13 protein-coding genes and 10 pseudogenes are annotated in these 16,298 nt (G+C 22.8%); 12 read left to right on the top strand and 11 right to left on the bottom strand.

The annotated features are described in order from the left end of the window. Positions 1-102: 102 nt before the first annotated feature. Positions 103-357 (bottom strand): annotated as a pseudogene (locus AAHH39_RS08230) (helix-turn-helix domain-containing protein); the annotation flags it as partial. A gap of 219 nt (positions 358-576) precedes the next feature. On the opposite strand from AAHH39_RS08230, the gene AAHH39_RS08235 reads away from it, so the two are divergent. The 11 genes and pseudogenes from AAHH39_RS08235 to AAHH39_RS08270 all read left to right on the top strand — a co-directional run bounded on the left by AAHH39_RS08235 (position 577) and on the right by AAHH39_RS08270 (position 6,694). Next, positions 577-894, top strand: coding sequence for a hypothetical protein (locus AAHH39_RS08235; RefSeq protein ID WP_342217710.1), 318 nt, complete (start codon positions 577-579; stop codon positions 892-894). A 92-nt stretch (positions 895-986) separates the two neighbouring features. Next, the gene (locus AAHH39_RS08240) at positions 987-1,880 is read left to right on the top strand and encodes a hypothetical protein (RefSeq protein ID WP_342217711.1); all 894 of its coding nucleotides are present in this window, start codon (positions 987-989) and stop codon (positions 1,878-1,880) included. A 150-nt stretch (positions 1,881-2,030) separates the two neighbouring features. Beyond that, positions 2,031-2,210 carry a hypothetical protein gene (locus tag AAHH39_RS08245; protein WP_342217712.1) on the top strand — a complete coding sequence of 60 codons (180 nt, stop codon included), beginning with the start codon at positions 2,031-2,033 and terminating at the stop codon, positions 2,208-2,210. 448 nt (positions 2,211-2,658) lie between these two features. Next, positions 2,659-3,711 (top strand): annotated as a pseudogene (locus AAHH39_RS08250) (IS256 family transposase); the annotation flags it as partial. A gap of 84 nt (positions 3,712-3,795) precedes the next feature. After that, positions 3,796-4,389, top strand: a pseudogene (locus AAHH39_RS08255) (IS30 family transposase); the annotation flags it as partial. A 63-nt stretch (positions 4,390-4,452) separates the two neighbouring features. After that, positions 4,453-4,620, top strand: a pseudogene (locus AAHH39_RS08260) (transposase); the annotation flags it as partial. Then, a pseudogene (locus AAHH39_RS13400) lies at positions 4,606-4,746 on the top strand (IS30 family transposase); the annotation flags it as partial. The pseudogenes AAHH39_RS08260 and AAHH39_RS13400, both read left to right, overlap by 15 nt. 45 nt (positions 4,747-4,791) lie before the next feature. After that, positions 4,792-5,413 (top strand): annotated as a pseudogene (locus tag AAHH39_RS08265) (IS5 family transposase); the annotation flags it as partial. A gap of 8 nt (positions 5,414-5,421) precedes the next feature. Beyond that, positions 5,422-5,778 (top strand): annotated as a pseudogene (locus AAHH39_RS13405) (IS30 family transposase); the annotation flags it as partial. Between the two features lie 36 nt (positions 5,779-5,814). After that, positions 5,815-5,966 (top strand): annotated as a pseudogene (locus AAHH39_RS13410) (IS256 family transposase); the annotation flags it as partial. A 569-nt stretch (positions 5,967-6,535) separates the two neighbouring features. Beyond that, positions 6,536-6,694 (top strand): hypothetical protein, encoded by a 159-nt coding sequence (locus tag AAHH39_RS08270; RefSeq protein WP_342217716.1) that lies wholly within the window; start codon positions 6,536-6,538, stop codon positions 6,692-6,694. Here the strand turns inward: AAHH39_RS08270 and AAHH39_RS08275 are convergent. The 5 genes and pseudogenes from AAHH39_RS08275 to AAHH39_RS08295 all read right to left on the bottom strand — a co-directional run. Continuing rightward, positions 6,680-7,003: pseudogene (locus AAHH39_RS08275) on the bottom strand (transposase); the annotation flags it as partial. The gene AAHH39_RS08270 and the pseudogene AAHH39_RS08275 overlap by 15 nt on opposite strands. 165 nt (positions 7,004-7,168) lie before the next feature. Next, positions 7,169-7,640: pseudogene (locus AAHH39_RS08280) on the bottom strand (IS5 family transposase); the annotation flags it as partial. Between the two features lie 54 nt (positions 7,641-7,694). Continuing rightward, positions 7,695-8,876: a phage terminase large subunit gene (locus AAHH39_RS08285; protein WP_342217717.1), complete on the bottom strand. Its 1,182-nt coding sequence runs from the start codon at positions 8,874-8,876 to the stop codon at positions 7,695-7,697. After that, positions 8,870-9,304 (bottom strand): terminase small subunit, encoded by a 435-nt coding sequence (locus tag AAHH39_RS08290; RefSeq protein ID WP_342217718.1) that lies wholly within the window; start codon positions 9,302-9,304, stop codon positions 8,870-8,872. Before AAHH39_RS08290 ends, AAHH39_RS08285 begins: the two co-directional genes overlap by 7 nt. Before the next feature lie 15 nt (positions 9,305-9,319). Continuing rightward, on the bottom strand, positions 9,320-10,399 hold the full coding sequence (locus tag AAHH39_RS08295; RefSeq protein ID WP_342217719.1) for a hypothetical protein: 1,080 nt from the start codon (positions 10,397-10,399) through the stop codon (positions 9,320-9,322). Between the two features lie 97 nt (positions 10,400-10,496). On the opposite strand from AAHH39_RS08295, the gene AAHH39_RS08300 reads away from it, so the two are divergent. Continuing rightward, complete coding sequence (locus AAHH39_RS08300; RefSeq protein ID WP_342217720.1) at positions 10,497-10,655, top strand: hypothetical protein; 159 nt, start codon at positions 10,497-10,499, stop codon at positions 10,653-10,655. 23 nt (positions 10,656-10,678) lie between these two features. On the opposite strand, the gene AAHH39_RS08305 is transcribed toward AAHH39_RS08300, so the two are convergent. From AAHH39_RS08305 to AAHH39_RS08325, 5 genes are all read right to left on the bottom strand, one after another. Then, a complete protein-coding gene (locus AAHH39_RS08305; protein WP_342217721.1) occupies positions 10,679-10,825 on the bottom strand; it encodes a hypothetical protein in 147 nt (48 codons plus the stop codon). A 105-nt stretch (positions 10,826-10,930) separates the two neighbouring features. Next, positions 10,931-12,742 (bottom strand): PTS transporter subunit EIIC, encoded by a 1,812-nt coding sequence (locus tag AAHH39_RS08310; RefSeq protein ID WP_342217722.1) that lies wholly within the window; start codon positions 12,740-12,742, stop codon positions 10,931-10,933. A gap of 438 nt (positions 12,743-13,180) precedes the next feature. Further along, entirely contained in the window at positions 13,181-14,512 is a 1,332-nt protein-coding gene (der, locus tag AAHH39_RS08315; protein WP_342217723.1) for a ribosome biogenesis GTPase Der, read from the bottom strand. Between the two features lie 27 nt (positions 14,513-14,539). After that, positions 14,540-15,211 carry a (d)CMP kinase gene (gene cmk / locus AAHH39_RS08320; RefSeq protein WP_342217724.1) on the bottom strand — a complete coding sequence of 224 codons (672 nt, stop codon included), beginning with the start codon at positions 15,209-15,211 and terminating at the stop codon, positions 14,540-14,542. A gap of 16 nt (positions 15,212-15,227) precedes the next feature. Next, entirely contained in the window at positions 15,228-15,875 is a 648-nt protein-coding gene (locus AAHH39_RS08325) for a hypothetical protein (RefSeq protein ID WP_342217725.1), read from the bottom strand. Between the last annotated feature and the right edge of the window lie 423 nt (positions 15,876-16,298).

Here is a 16,298-nt window from a genome sequence, read left to right on the forward strand (position 1 = left end):
TGTTACTTTTAACAAATTTTTAATTAAAAATAATATTTTAAGTGTAAATTGATGAATAATTTTTGGTCATCCATACTTTTCTACATAATTAAAATAATTTTTAGTAATTAACAAATGATTAATAGTATTAATTTCTATTAAAGTTAAAATTATTAATTTTCTACCTGCATTTTGTTTATTTTTTTGAATTTTATTCAATATTTCTAATGGTAATAAGTTTTGATTTAATAATCTACAAACTCTATGTACAGTTGATTTACTATAATCAATGGCTTTTGCTATTTTACGAATCGAAAATCCATAACTTTTATATTCTTTTATTGCTATTATTGATTCAATAGTCAGATACTTATACATTGTGCTAATTCCTTTCTTTTCTTAATTATAGAATTAACACAATTTAATTTTTATATAAGTGTCCTTTTTAATTTTACAATTCAGGATGATAAAAAAATAGTAACTATAGAAGCATCAGAAATAAATTTTGATATTAATACTAAAAAACAATTGCAAAAAATCAGATATTTTTTAGATAAACATGATTGAAGTATTTATTTTTTTGAATTACAAAAATTGATGCATGAACAAATAATTAAATTATTAGATTGAAAAAATAAATCACTTAATTATAATTCTTACATTGAAATTTTAAATCAAAAATTAAGTTTTTATATTAATGATTTAAATATTGTAAAAAATTATAATGAAACCATTAAACAAATAAATTTATACCGTAATCTTTTATCAAAAGCTACGTCAATAATTCCTAGTAATACAATTGAATGAAATTTTATCAATGATTTAACTAAAAAATTAATAGCATGAAAATTATATTTTTCTTTAACAGAATTAATTAATTGTTTTAATTTGCTTTTAGATAAAAAAAATATATAATGTAAATATAAAATGTGTATATAGTTTTTAACCCATTGCTTTGTTTTATTAAAAGTAAATGGGTTTTATGCTTTTAAAAAGGAGTGAAAAACATGCCAAATACAAAGGAAAATCAAATTTGATTAGTTCAAGATAAAGTTGATTTTAAAACTTTAAAAGATAAAGTTATTTTTATAGAACAAAATTATTTATTAGATATTGATAATTCTATAAAATCAAAACTTAATAGCAATGGTGATAATGATAAACATATTGAATTTAATTCTGTTTTTGAAACTATTAATAATATAAAATTACAATTAAATTTATTACGAACTAATTTAAAACCTTTAAAAAAAAGAATTGTTAAAAATTTAGAAAGTAAAAAAATAAATTTTTTTAAAAATTTTGTGATTAGATTTTTTACTTTTGGAAAAATTAATAGAAACAGAGACATTAAAAATGAGATATCAAACTTTAATTTTAATTACCAATATATAAAAAATAAATGTGAAAATGTAGTTGAAAAATTAAATGATAAAGCAAATGAACTTTTATGTGAGATAGAAAAAAGACATTATGATATAAAAATAGAAAGAGACCAATTAAAACAATCAAATCGCAAACTTGAAACACTAATTGAAAGTGGGAAAGAAAAAATAAAACAATTAGAAAGTAACATGCAAGAAAATCGAAACAAAATTAGTAAATTAGAGCAAGAAAATCAAGAACATATGAATTTTATAGATAGTAAAAATATTAAATTTGATAGTCAATGTGTGACTTTAGAAAATATTATTAGAAGTCAAAAAGAAGAAATTGAATTTCATATGAAACAAAATCAAGAATTAAAACAAGAAATTAAATTAAGAGATTCTGGAATTGAAAGTGCTTCTGAGGTATTTGATTCAGATATAGATAGTTTTAATAAAGATAAAATAAATGTAGAACAAAACAAGCATATGACAAAAAAAAGAATTAAGGCACGAATTGTACAAATAAATTAATTCTTTGTAGATAACTCTTTTTGAAAAGAGTTATCTTTTTTTCTTTTATCTTTTGTTTTTTTTGAAAAAAATTTTATACTATTTGTGGATATTTTACAATGTAGAAAAAAATAATCTAAATTTTTTCTATTAAAAGGAGCATATTTTGTTATGGATAAAGAAGCAAAAGAAAAAGAAAAAAAATTATTACATGAAGCAAAACAACAAATTAGAAAACTTGATTTATTACTTGCTGAAAGCGAAAGACAAGCTGAGAGATTAAAAAACTTACAAGATTCAAAATCATCAGTAAGTAAATCTACTAAACTTTCTAAATCACCCAAAATGTAATTATTATTTGTTTTTAAATTAGAAAAGTATATAATAAAATCAAACTTAAAAATAAAAATGCAACAGACCTATTTACAAGATACCCTATTGCTGACAGGTTCCCTACTGAAGTCCAACCTGCATTTAAATTATATATTTTTTCATAATTTTTGGCAATGTTTAGTAATCTGTGTAACTTACAAAAATAACTATGTTTAATTAATTCTAGTAAATATAATTAAATGACTAGAAAGAGTGAGTTACAGATGGCTAAAAAACAAAATATTAATAATAATGATCCAATATCAAAGCAGTAGATTTATTATTAGAAAATACTTTTAATTATGTAGAAAAGTATGGATGACCAAAAATTATTCATCAATTTACACTTAAAATATTATTTTTAATTAAAAATTTGTTAAAAGTAACATTATTTAGTTTAAAAATTCTCTAAAAATAACACTTTATCATGTATCACTACTTTTCTAAAAAATTAAAGGAAAATACTGAAGATTTAACAACAGTTTTTAAAGAAGGGGGTTTATATAAAGAATTAACAAAACGTTTAGTTGAAAAAATGTTGAATTCTGAAATGCAAAATTATTTAGGATATGAAAAAAATCAACATAGTAATACTGAAAATGCTCGTAATGGTACAAGTTCAAAAAAATTAATAACTCAACAAGGTAAAATTGAGATTGATGTACCAAGAGATCGCAATAGTGATTTTATTCCTGTAATAGTTGCAAAAAGACAGCGAAGATTTGATGGTTTTGATCAACAAGTGCTTTCACTATATGCAAAAGGTATGACTCTATCTGACATTAGAATGCAGTTACAAGAGTTATATCATGGTGCTGATATTAGTGAAAGTGTTATTAGTCAAATTACTGATGATGTTATTGATGATGTCAAAGCATGACAAAATCGACCATTAGAAAGAGTTTATCCGATTGTTTATTTTGATTGTATAGTAGTTAAAGTTCGACAAGATAAACGGATTATTAACAAATCAGTTTATATAGCATTAGGAGTTGATTTAGAAGGTAAAAAAGATGTTTTAGGCTTATAAATTAGTGAAAATGAAGGTGCTAAATTTTGATTAGCTAATTTCACAGAAGTGAAAAATCGAGGCTTAAATGATATTTTGATTGCTTGTAGTGATAATTTAACAGGCATGTCAGAAGCAATACAAGCAGTTTATCCTAAAACAGAACATCAATTATGCATTGTTCATCAAATTCGAAATAGTTTAAAATATGTTTCATACAAACATCGAAAAACTCTAGTTACAGATTTAAAACCAATTTATAGTGCATGTAGTGAAGAACAAGCAATGCAAGCTTTAGAATCATTTGAAAGTAAATGAAATAAACAATATCCCCAAATTGCTAAATCTTGATATAAAAATTGAGAAAATTTGATGATTTTTATTAGTTATCCTGCAGAAATCAAAAGAGTAATTTATACAACAAATGCTATTGAATCTGTTAATAGTCAATTACGAAAAGTTATTAGAAACCTGAATTGTAAAATTAAAAAGGACACTTATATAAAAATTAAATTGTGTTAATTCTATAATTAAGAAAAGAAAGGAATTAGCACAATGTATAAGTATCTGACTATTGAATCAATAATAGCAATAAAAGAATATAAAAGTTATGGATTTTCGATTCGTAAAATAGCAAAAGCCATTGATTATAGTAAATCAACTGTACATAGAGTTTGTAGATTATTAAATCAAAACTTATTACCATTAGAAATATTGAATAAAATTCAAAAAAATAAACAAAATGCAGGTAGAAAATTAATAATTTTAACTTTAATAGAAATTAATACTATTAATCATTTGTTAATTACTAAAAATTATGCTCTTGATATAATTGCTAATTTTTTAAAGGAAAATAAAATAAAAAGTATTTCAACAAAAACTTTATATAACATGTTTAAAACAAATCGAATGGGTTTTGATGAAAATAACTTATTGAGAAAAGGAAAAAATAAACCTCACAAACAAAAAGAAACTAGGGGCAGAATTAATAATTGTAAGTCTATTCATGAAAGAAATTTAATCATTCCTAATATTAAAAATATAGAAGAATTTGGTCATTTAGAGGGTGATACTATCATTGGTAAAGATCATAAAAGTTCTATTATTACTTTAGCTGATATATGATCAAAAACCACAATTCCTTTAGAACCTGTTTAGAATCTTTTCGAAAATAATGTAAAATGATTATATATTTTAAAATAAGAGGTATATATGCATAAAAATTATCCAAGTCATGTCACCAAAGAACAATTTGAGAACATAAAATCAATTTTAGAAAATAGCAAAAAGAAAACAAAACCAAGAAGTTTAGATTTATATGAAGTATTTTGTGCAATTTTATATGTATTAAAAAGTGGTTGTCAATGAAGAATGCTACCAAAAAATTTTTTTAATTATGTAGAAAAGTATGGATGACCAAAAATTATTCATCAATTTACACTTAAAATATTATTTTTAATTAAAAATTTGTTAAAAGTAACATTATTTAGTGTAAAAATTCTCTAAAAATAACACTTTATCATGTATCATTACTTTTCTACAAAATTAAAGAAAAATTTTCCAAAATGACAAACTGTATATTATTATTTTCAAATTTGAAGTAAAAATAATGGTAAAGAACCTAGTGTATTGTAATTAATTTTAAAAAAAATTAGTTAAAAAAGTTCGTATCAATAATAATCGCAAAGAACAAACTAGTTTTTGTATAATTGATTCGCAAAGTGTTAAAAATACAGATACTACTGAAAATAAAGGTTATGATGCTGGTAAAAAGATTTCAGGCATAAAACGTCATATTGTTGTTGATTCTCAAGGTTTACCACATGCAATTTACATAACCACAGCAGAAAAAACAGATCGTAATAGCGCTATAATAATGATTGAAAATGAAAAAGAAAATCTTTCTGCAGTTCAAAAAATAATAGTAGATGCTGGTTATACTGGTGAAAAATTTGCTTCTGAAATCAAAACAATCATAAATGCAAATGTTGAAGTGATAAAACGTAATGAATTACATACTTTTGTAGTATTACCAAAAAGATGAATTGTAGAACGAAGCTTTGCTTGATTAGAAAAATACAGAAGATTATGAAAAAATTGTGAAAGAAAACTAAATACTAGTTTACAAATGGTTGTTCTTTCATTTATTTCAGTTTTATTAAAAAGATTCTAAACAGGTTCTTAGCAACTAAAAATAATAAATCAGAAAATATTACAAAAAATATAATAAAATTTATTTCAAAGTTACAAAAAGGAACAGTTAAAACTATTACTTTTGATCGTGGTAAAGAATTTAGTAAATGAAAATTAATCGAAAAAAATTGTAATGTTAAGATTTATTTTGCAGATCCTGGTAAACCTTGTCAAAGAGGTTTAAATGAAAATAATAATGGTATTTTAAGAAGATATTTACCAAAATCTACAGATCTATCTTCATATAAACAAAAAGATTTAAATACTATAGCATTTCAAATTAATTCTACACCCAGAAAATCACTATCTTATAAAAGACCAATAGATTTAATACAATTATTTTAAAAAACTGTCCCATTTATATTTACAATTCAGGAAACAAAAAAAGCTTTTCCTAATGATATGTCAGTTTTTAAAATATTTTATTTACAATTGAAAATATAACAAAAAAATGAACATTGCCTATTCAAAATTGAAATACAGCAATTGCTCATTTTATGATAAAATTTGAAGACAGAATTAATCTGAACTAGTACTTTGTAAAACAAAGATACACAGATTTCTAAAAAGCCTCTAATTTTTTGCAAACGACATTCTAGATGTAACCTAAAATGTCGTTTTTCTTTTTAAAGTTTATAAAAAAAGAAAGGAAGTAAAAATTATGTTTTTATTTAATTTATTATCAAGTGTGGATCCACAAACTCAACAATTATTGAACAATTTAATGGATGTACTACTACCAATTTTGTATACCATTGCAGGATTTGCTTTAGCATTTTCCTTTAATTTTGTAGAAAAGTAATGATACATGATAAAGTGTTATTTTTAGAGAATTTTTACACTAAATAATGTTACTTTTAACAAATTTTTAATTAAAAATAATATTTTAAGTGTAAATTGATGAATAATTTTTGGTCATCCATACTTTTCTACATAATTAAAAGAATTTAATAGTAAATATGAAGATTTAGAAATTGAAATTGATAATGATGGTGATTTAAAAATTAATTGTGATTATTTTAATTATAAAAATGTAAATCAATTAGAACAAGTAATTATTGATTATAAAAGAATTATTAAAAGTTAAAGGAGATGAATATAAATGGTAGCAGCAGCACTTAAAAAACATCAAGATAAATTATTAATTAAAAATTTAAAAATTCGTCTTACTAAAAATGACCATTATGAATTAAAAACATATTGTTATGAAAGAAATATAATTATGAATGATTTTGTAAGAACCTGTTTAGAATCTTTTTAATAAAACTGAAATAAATGAAAGAACAACCATTTGTAAACTAGTATTTAGTTTTCTTTCACAATTTTTTCATAATCTTCTGTATTTTTCTAATCAAGCAAAGCTTCGTTCTACAATTCATCTTTTTGGTAATACTACAAAAGTATGTAATTCATTACGTTTTATCACTTCAACATTTGCATTTATGATTGTTTTGATTTCAGAAGCAAATTTTTCACCAGTATAACCAGCATCTACTATTATTTTTTGAACTGCAGAAAGATTTTCTTTTTCATTTTCAATCATTATTATAGCGCTATTACGATCTGTTTTTTCCTTTAATTTTGTAGAAAAGTAATGATACATGATAAAGTGTTATTTTTAGATAATTTTTACACTAAATAATGTTACTTTTAACAAATTTTTAATTAAAAATAATATTTTAAGTGTAAATTGATGAATAATTTTTGGTCATCCATACTTTTCTACATAATTAAAAGTTTTTTCTGCTGTGGTTATGTAAATTGCATGTGGTAAACCTTGAGAATCAACAACAATATGACGTTTTATGCCTGAAATCTTTTTACCAGCATCATAACCTTTATTTTCAGTAGTATCTGTATTTTTAACACTTTGCGAATCAATTATACAAAAACTAGTTTGTTCTTTGCGATTATTATTGATACGAACTTTTTTAACTAATTTTTTTTAAAATTAATTGCAATACACTAGGTTCTTTACCATTATTTTTACTTCAAATTTGAAAATAATAATATACAGTTTGTCATTTTGGAAAATTTTTTGGTAGCATTCTTCATTGACAACCACTTTTTAATACATATAAAATTGCACAAAATACTTCATATAAATCTAAACTTCTTGGTTTTGTTTTCTTTTTGCTATTTTCTAAAATTGATTTTATGTTCTCAAATTGTTCTTTGGTGACATGACTTGGATAATTTTTATGCATATATACCTCTTATTTTAAAATATATAATCATTTTACATTATTTTCGAAAAGATTCTAAACAGGTTCTAAGCGTTCTGAAGCCATTAAAGCCACATTCTTACCTATTCTAAACTCAAGTCTTAATTTCACACAATCTTTAAAATATAATCATGAATTAACTTGATATTTAATTGCTGTATCATTTAACATTTCAATAAATGTGTAATTACTAAAATCACAATATACAGTTAAACCATATTCATATAACAGATTATTTTCTTTTGCTAATTTAATATAAAATTCAACTACTAATCTTGCTAATTGCTTATTATCATAACGAATTAATTTATTTTCTATTTTTAAACAATCAATAACATTAACAAAATTAAAATCATAATCAAAACCTATTAATAAACATGCTAATGCATCATCTTTAAACCCATAATCTAATCCAGCACTAAATCTATAACTTTTTTGTATTACTCTACTAATTTTAGGAAGTAAATGTGAATATATTCCACCAGATTCATAACCTACTAAACCATGACTTCTTACTCTTGCAGATATTGGGTCAAGAGTTTCTATTTCTAATAATTGTTGTTTATCACTATCTTTTAAATGACTATTAAGTTTCCAATTTTGATAATGATAAATAGTTTTATCAATAATAGTAAATTGTTCATATTCATTAATAATTTGCTTTTCATTTTGTGGACAAGCATTTATAGTTTTTTTAATAAATTCATTAAGAATTGACCAAGGATTACAACTTTCAATTTCTAATAATTGATTTGCACCACGAATAGCATCTTTTAAATCTTGATAATTATTTTCAGTAATTTCATATCTTTCATCACTTCATATAATTACATAATCATATAAATAATTACTTGCTAATCCAGTTAATTTAACATTACTATTATCTTGTGCATGTAAATATTTACAAGTGATTTTACTACCATTAAATTCAATAGTTTTTTTAGTTTCACTAATAATAAAATTAATACTTGGATAAGTTGCTCTAATAATTTGTTTTAATTCTTGTCAACTATCATTTAATTGTTTTGACATATTACGAATTAAATAAGCATGAATATTAATATTTTCTAACATTAATAAAATTCCAAGAAATTCAATATCACTAAATGTTTTACCAGATTTACGACTACCTAATTGTTTAATTTTAGTAATATTTAAAGGTTGTTTTAAATACATTCTTTTAGCAATATCTAATAAATAACCAAAATTACTTAACATTTATTCTTACCTTTATTTTCTAAACTAATTGCTATAGGGGCGACGTTATCATTGTTCTTTATATCAATTTTAGTTGATAAATGATATTTATTAACATATGCTCTTTCTAAATATCATGATGAAGTACCAGCATTTGAAGTTAAATATCTTTGTAAATTTAAGTGTTCAATTTGAGAATGCGCTCAATTAATTTGTTGTAAAAAAGTATTTCTCTTTTTTTGTTTTCAAGTCCTAATAGTACTTTCAGTTATATCTAAATAAATTAACATTCCTAATTTTGTAGGAACTTCTTTAAATTCATTACAATGAATAAAATAATTTTCTAATGATTCTCTTAATTTTTTAGCATCATTAAAAATTGTTCTTATTTTTATTTTTTCTTCTTGCACATAAAAATCCTTTAATTTTGTAGAAAAGTAATGATACATGATAAAGTGTTATTTTTAGAGAATTTTTACACTAAATAATGTTACTTTTAACAAATTTTTAATTAAAAATAATATTTTAAGTGTAAATTGATGAATAATTTTTGGTCATCCATACTTTTCTACATAATTAAAAGAATTATCTGTTTCATTAGTATTAATAAATTTTAAATGTTCATTTTTTTTGTTGTCTTTTTTCTTATTTTTTCTTTTTTTAACATTTGTTTTCTTTGTTTCTATTTTATGAGAGTTATTAAAACTTTCTACTTGCATTAACGTTTCCTTTTTTGAAACATCATTATCATTTAAAACTTCTTGCAATTTTTGCTTTAACTTTTTAATCATTTCAATATTACTATCAATATTTTTTTCAATCTCGCTTAAATATTGCATTGAATCATTTTCATCAAAAATTTGATTTACAATTTTCGTTAAAGGCAATGAAGAAGTAACTGGTTTTTGAAACATTTCAAAAATAATTTTTGACAAATCAAAAATATTTTGAATTTTTAATTTAATTCCCTTAATTTTTAATTCATTTTTTTTAGATTTATTATTTTTAAAATCACAAATTTTATTTTCATATTCATCGAATAAATTTACAACTTCCTTTTTAAAAATTTTATCAAGTTCTTCAATATTTAATTTATATGGAATTTCAGAATTACTATCTTTAATTAAAATATCCTTAAATCTATTTTCTCTTGACATTATGTCCTTAATTTTTTCATATTCATTACTTGTTAAACTAATTTTATTATCACAATCTTCATCAGTAACAAAATATTTTGATTGATTAGCAATAAAGTTATAAATATTTAATACACCTAATTGATGATTTTCACAAATTGATTTAAAATGTTTTAATATTTCAAAATTATTATTTAATTGTTCTCTTAATTTATTTAGCTTATTTAAGTCCTTGCACGAACTAATTTTTTTAATAAAAAAAATATTATCATTTTTCAGGATTTCTATTTTTGTTTTCATAAATTCAATATTAGTAATATCTTTTTTAATAAAATCACTAAAATCACTAAATAATAAAGGATGATTAAAAACATTAATTATTAAAATAATTGAAATCAAACTTTTCAAACTGTATAAATTGTCTTGATCAATATATTGCAAAAAACTATGCAAATTTTTTCTAAACAATTGACTATCAAATTTTTCATCTTCTTGTTGATAATATTTGGCAATATTATTAATAGAACTATCAATAGCATTATATTCTTTTAATTATGTAGAAAAGTATGGATGACCAAAAATTATTCATCAATTTACACTTAAAATATTATTTTTAATTAAAAATTTGTTAAAAGTAACATTATTTAGTGTAAAAATTCTCTAAAAATAACACTTTATCATGTATCATTACTTTTCTACAAAATTAAAGTTATATTCTGCACAAGTTATATATATAATATTAAGTGCAGTAATAATGTCTTCTTTAGTTAATGTTGGTACTTGTGATTTTATTTTTTGTAAAATGTTAGTAATTAAATGTTTACCTACTGCCATTATTTTTACTCCTATCTTTTTTAATCAATTAAAAGCTCATATAGCCATTAAATGGTTATATGAGCTTTAGTAGCTTTAATATTATATTGTAATAATCACTTTTAATTATAGATTAACTTTAGTTTTAATATTCAAAGTTGCTGAATTTTGTAACTGTGCCTTTATTGCATTGGCTACATGTTCAACATCGGTACCAATAACAATTTGCAAAGCTTCTTTACTCAAAATTTTAGTACCAAATGCTCCTGCGGCCTTAACTTTTGCCAAATTAACACGTGATGTATCTTTAACAATCAAACGTAATCTAGTAGCACAATTATCAATTTCAACAAAATTATCTGCACCAATTGCTTCAATTAATTTTGTTGCCATTAATGTATATTTATCACTTTTAAGATTTTTATTGCTTAACTCTGATTTTGTTGTTACTTTATTTTCTTCAACACCAAAATCTTCTTCTCTTCCTGGTGTTTCAATATTCATTTTAGTAATTAATGTATAAAATACAATAAAATAAACTCCACCAGCAGCCACAATTAATAATAATACTCATAGTGGATTTGAAGTAATATGATAAGCACCTGTAGCATGATTAGCAAATCCTCATGATTGAGCAAAAGAAATGCAATAGTCAATAATTCCAGCACTAAAACCAAAACCAACTTGGATATGCAATGCTGTCGTTATTGCAATAAATATCCCTGTTAATAAGGCATGAATTACTAATAATAATGGAGCAATAAATACAAATGAAAATTCAATTGGTTCAGTGATTCCACTAATAAAAGAAACTAAAGCAACTCCTCCTAAAAATCCTGATACCATTTTTCTATTTTCTTTTTTAGCTGCCATAATCATAGCTAAGGCAGCAGCGGGAATACCACCCATCATAATAGGAAAGAAACCTGATTGAAAAAATCCAGATCCTTCAATACCTCTAGTAAAAGCATTAATGTCTCCATTTACTCATTCCGTTGTTCCAGATGCAGCACCTGTAATTGGAGATATTATCTGACCATTAATTGGTAATTGAAATCAAAAAAAAGTATTTAAGATTTGATGTAATCCAAAAGGTAATAATAAACGATTTAATATTCCATAAACTGCTGTTCCTGGAATAGCAACTGCTGGATTATTTGGATTAGCAATTAATTGACCAAATTTCATTAATACTAATTGAATTCATGGTCAAACAATAGCAAATGCCAAAGCAGTGGGAATAGTTATTGTTAAAGCCACCATTGGTGCAAATCTTCTACCACCAAAGAATGATAATGCTTGAGGAAGTTTGATTTCTTTATATTTATTATATAAAACTGCAGATAAACATCCTGCCACAATTCCACCAAAAACACCAATGTTTAATACATAAATACCACCGATAATAGTTTTACCATCTGTTCCAAATTTTTCTACATAAAATAATGACGAAAATTTTTCACCTTTACTTGATGTAAAAGTTAAAACATTTTTATATAACATTTCTGGTAATGAATGTTCAATTGACGTCATTGCAGATATTGCCAAATAAAATACTGCTCCAACTAATGCAGCTTCACCACGATGATCTTTAGCTAAACCAAATGCTAAACCCAAAGCAAATAATAATGGTAAATTATCAAATACTATTTTTCCTGGTTGTTGAATAATATATGAAATTCAATAACCCACTTCATTAGTAACATGCATAACACCAGCATCAGTTGTAGTAGTAAATGTAAGTCCTAATGCTCCAAATCTGTTTAAAATAGCAGCGAATGGTAATACTGCAATTGGAAACTGTAATGCTTTACCTAAGTCTTGTAAAAATTTTAAAACATTATTTCAAGGACTTTTTTCTTTTGAGGTTTTTAATTCAATATTACTATTTTTTGTTTGATTTTTCTCTTTATGTTTTTTTCAGAAAACTAAACCCATATTTTAACCCCTTCCTAAAACTTTTTCTTAATTTTTCAAAATTAAAACATTGAACTTATTGAAACTGATAATAGCACAATGGCACCAACTGTTGCACAAAACATTAAAAATATATAAAGAGCTTTATTTCAAAAATGAAAAACTTGATATGTAACTTTTTTTGGTTTAAATAAAAATTGCTCGTTAATCAGGCTCCTTTCTTTACGTAATTTTCTTTTAAATAAAAAAAACACAAGAAAAATAATACCAATACAAATCAAACCAATGATAAACATTATTCACATTGCCGATGTTGATAAACTTTTATTGTGCGACTCTAATGTTAAAAAATTTAGCATAATCATTTACACTTTCTAATCATTAGTTTTTTATCTTAATAAATATTATTATACAATAATTTTCTTTAAAATAAATATAATCACAAAATTTTACACTTTTTTATTGTTTATTATACAATGACTTACGCATTCTAAATCTTAATTTAATTGGTACACCCTGAAAACCAAATCGTTCACGAATTTGATTAATTAAAAAACGTTCATAAGAAAAATGACATCGTTGTGGATCATTTACCATTAAAATAAAAGTAGGCGGATTTTTTTCAACCTGTGTTGTGTAATATATCTTTAATCTACCACCTTTAAAATAAGGCGGCTCATTAATTAATTGAGCTTTATTAATTATTTCATTAAGAATACTTGTTTTAATTCTTAAATTCATATTGACTAATACTTCATTAATAGTAGCAAATAAAGTATGAATTCTAGTATTTTCTAAAGCAGATAAATATACAACAAAAGAATACTCAAGGTATTTAAATTTTTCTTTTATTTTTTTAGTAAACTCTTGCATTGTTTTTTCATTTTTTTTAACTAAATCTCATTTATTAACAATAATAATAACTGGCTTATCTAAATTTTTTGCCATTCCTGCTATTGTTAAATCTTGTTCTTGAATTTCAACACTACCATCTAATAAAAACAAAACAATATCACTACGTTCAATGGCATTAGTAGTTCTAATTAAACTATATTTTTCTAAATATTCAGTAATTTTTCCTTTTCTACGAATTCCCGCAGTATCAATAACACAATATTCTTTTTTATTATAAACAAAATTACTATCAATAGCATCAGTTGTTGTTCCTGCTATTGGTGAAACAATAACTCTATTCTCTTGAAGAATAGTATTAACTAAACTTGATTTACCAACATTGGGACGACCAATAATTGCTAAATTAATATGTTCTTTTTTTTCTGTATGAACCTCTTTTGGTAACTTAGTAATTATCATATCTAATAAATCACCAAAACCAACACCATGACTAGCAGATACTAAAATTGGTTCGCCAAAGCCAACTTTTAAATAATCATAAATTTTATCATTATCTTTTTGAACATTATCATATTTATTTGCAATAATAATAACCGGTTTTTTAGTTCTGTATAATAATTTGGCAATATCTTCATCTTCGTGAGTTAGACCTTCTTGATAAGAACAAACAAATAAAACAATATCAGCCTCAGCTAAAGCAATATTAACTTGTTGATTGATTTGTTGAGTAAAATTAGTAATCGTTTTAGTAATACCACCCGTATCAATAATCACAAAATTTTGTGTTAATCATTCACCAATGCCATAAATTCGATCTCTAGTTGCTCCAGGCATATCTTCAATTATTGCTACTTTTTTTTGTAATATACGATTAAAAATTGAAGATTTACCAACATTAGGGCGTCCTACAATTACTACTTTTGGTAACTTATTCATTTTATTCAAATCCTTATATTTAAAATATTATTTTTTATGACTAAAGTAATTATCATATAAAATTTTTAATTTATCAACGGTCGTTTGTAAATTATAATCACTATTATCTAAAATAACTGCATCTTCAACAATTACTAGTTGACCAGTGCTACGAGTTTTATCAACATTATCACGAATTACCATATCGTTATATACTTGTTCTTGCGTAATATTAATACCCTCTTTAATATACTGTTTATATCTTCTTTCACTACGAGCGTGTAAACTAGAAGTTAAAAAAATCTTTAATTGAGCATCAGGTAAAACAACACTACTAATATCTCTGCCAACGACAATAAAGCCTTGATTTCTAACCATTTCTTGAATTCTAGCAACCATAACTTTTCTAACTTCAGATAACGAAGCAATTATTGGTACTCTACTAGTAACATTTTTATCATAAATTTCTTCTGTTGGTGGTTGATCATTAAATAAAAAATGACCATTAACTCATCTTATATCAAAAAGTTGTAATGCTGCAAGTATTAAATCTTCACTTTCAAAAGCAATTTTATTTTTTAAACAATAATTAGTAAAACTACGATACATAATTCCTGTATCCATAAATTGATAATCAATTTTTTTAGAAAGCAAATATGCTGCTGCTGATTTACCACTAGCTGCTGGACCATCTATTGCAATATTAATCTTTGGGTACATTATTTTTCTCCATTCTCTACTTAATAAATAATATTAATGATAATACTAACACGACTATTAAAATTAAACAAATAATGATAATACTAAATACTGTTAAACTTCATTTATAATTATGCTTAATTTTAATTTTTTGTAATTCATCTTGAAAATTATTATGTTCTTGATTAATTTCTTTTAGTCCTTTATTAAGATCAGTATTATTTATTTTATACTTTTTATATTTAAATTCTAAATTTTTAACAAAATTTTTGACATCATGAATTTTACTTTCTAAGTCTTTTTGAAATTCATTTATTTTATTATGCATACTATTAATTAACGTTTGATATTCCAAGTTAGTACTTATTAATGGCATATCAACTATTTCAAAATCAATATTTTCACTATATTTTTTTAAAATATTATTAATATTTTCTAACATATTTTCCAATATTAATTTATCATTATCATCTAAATGTTGTTCATTATTTTTAATAAAATAATTTTCAAAATTAACTAAATTTAAATCAGAATTTAATTTTTGAAAAATTGGCTCAAAATATGATTTATCAATTTTTATTAGTTGCTGATAATAATTTTCTATTTTTTGTTCTTGTTCTCAAAGCTTACTATTTTCTTTAATTTCTTTAGCAATTTGTTCACGTAAACTTTTATACTTTTCCATTCTTGTCATTAAAGCACCCACAAATTAATATTTAAAAAATTCCAATATTGATTTATTTTTAATAGTAATAATAATTTTCTTGATTATAACATAAATATATAAAATCATTATAATATACAAATTTAACTATTGATAATATTTTAAAAAATAATTGTTTTTGCTTAGTTTTGTTTTAAACATTATTAAAATAAAATATTAGAAAAATTTATATTTTTATGCAGGCATTATTTTTTTATTGTATATTCTTTTTTTCAATTATAGACTTAAATTAAGATTTACAAAAAATATTTTTATCTAATATCACTTTCACATTATTATAAATATCTTGCTATTATCGATATTAAAAATAAAAAAATATTACATTAGGTAAATCTTAATCTTAATCTTAAAATAAACTAAAACTAAAAATAATAATTTATTTTA

The organism is Spiroplasma endosymbiont of Amphimallon solstitiale (genome assembly GCF_964030965.1).
Classification (GTDB): Bacteria; Bacillota_I; Bacilli_A; order Mycoplasmatales; family VBWQ01; genus Spiroplasma_E.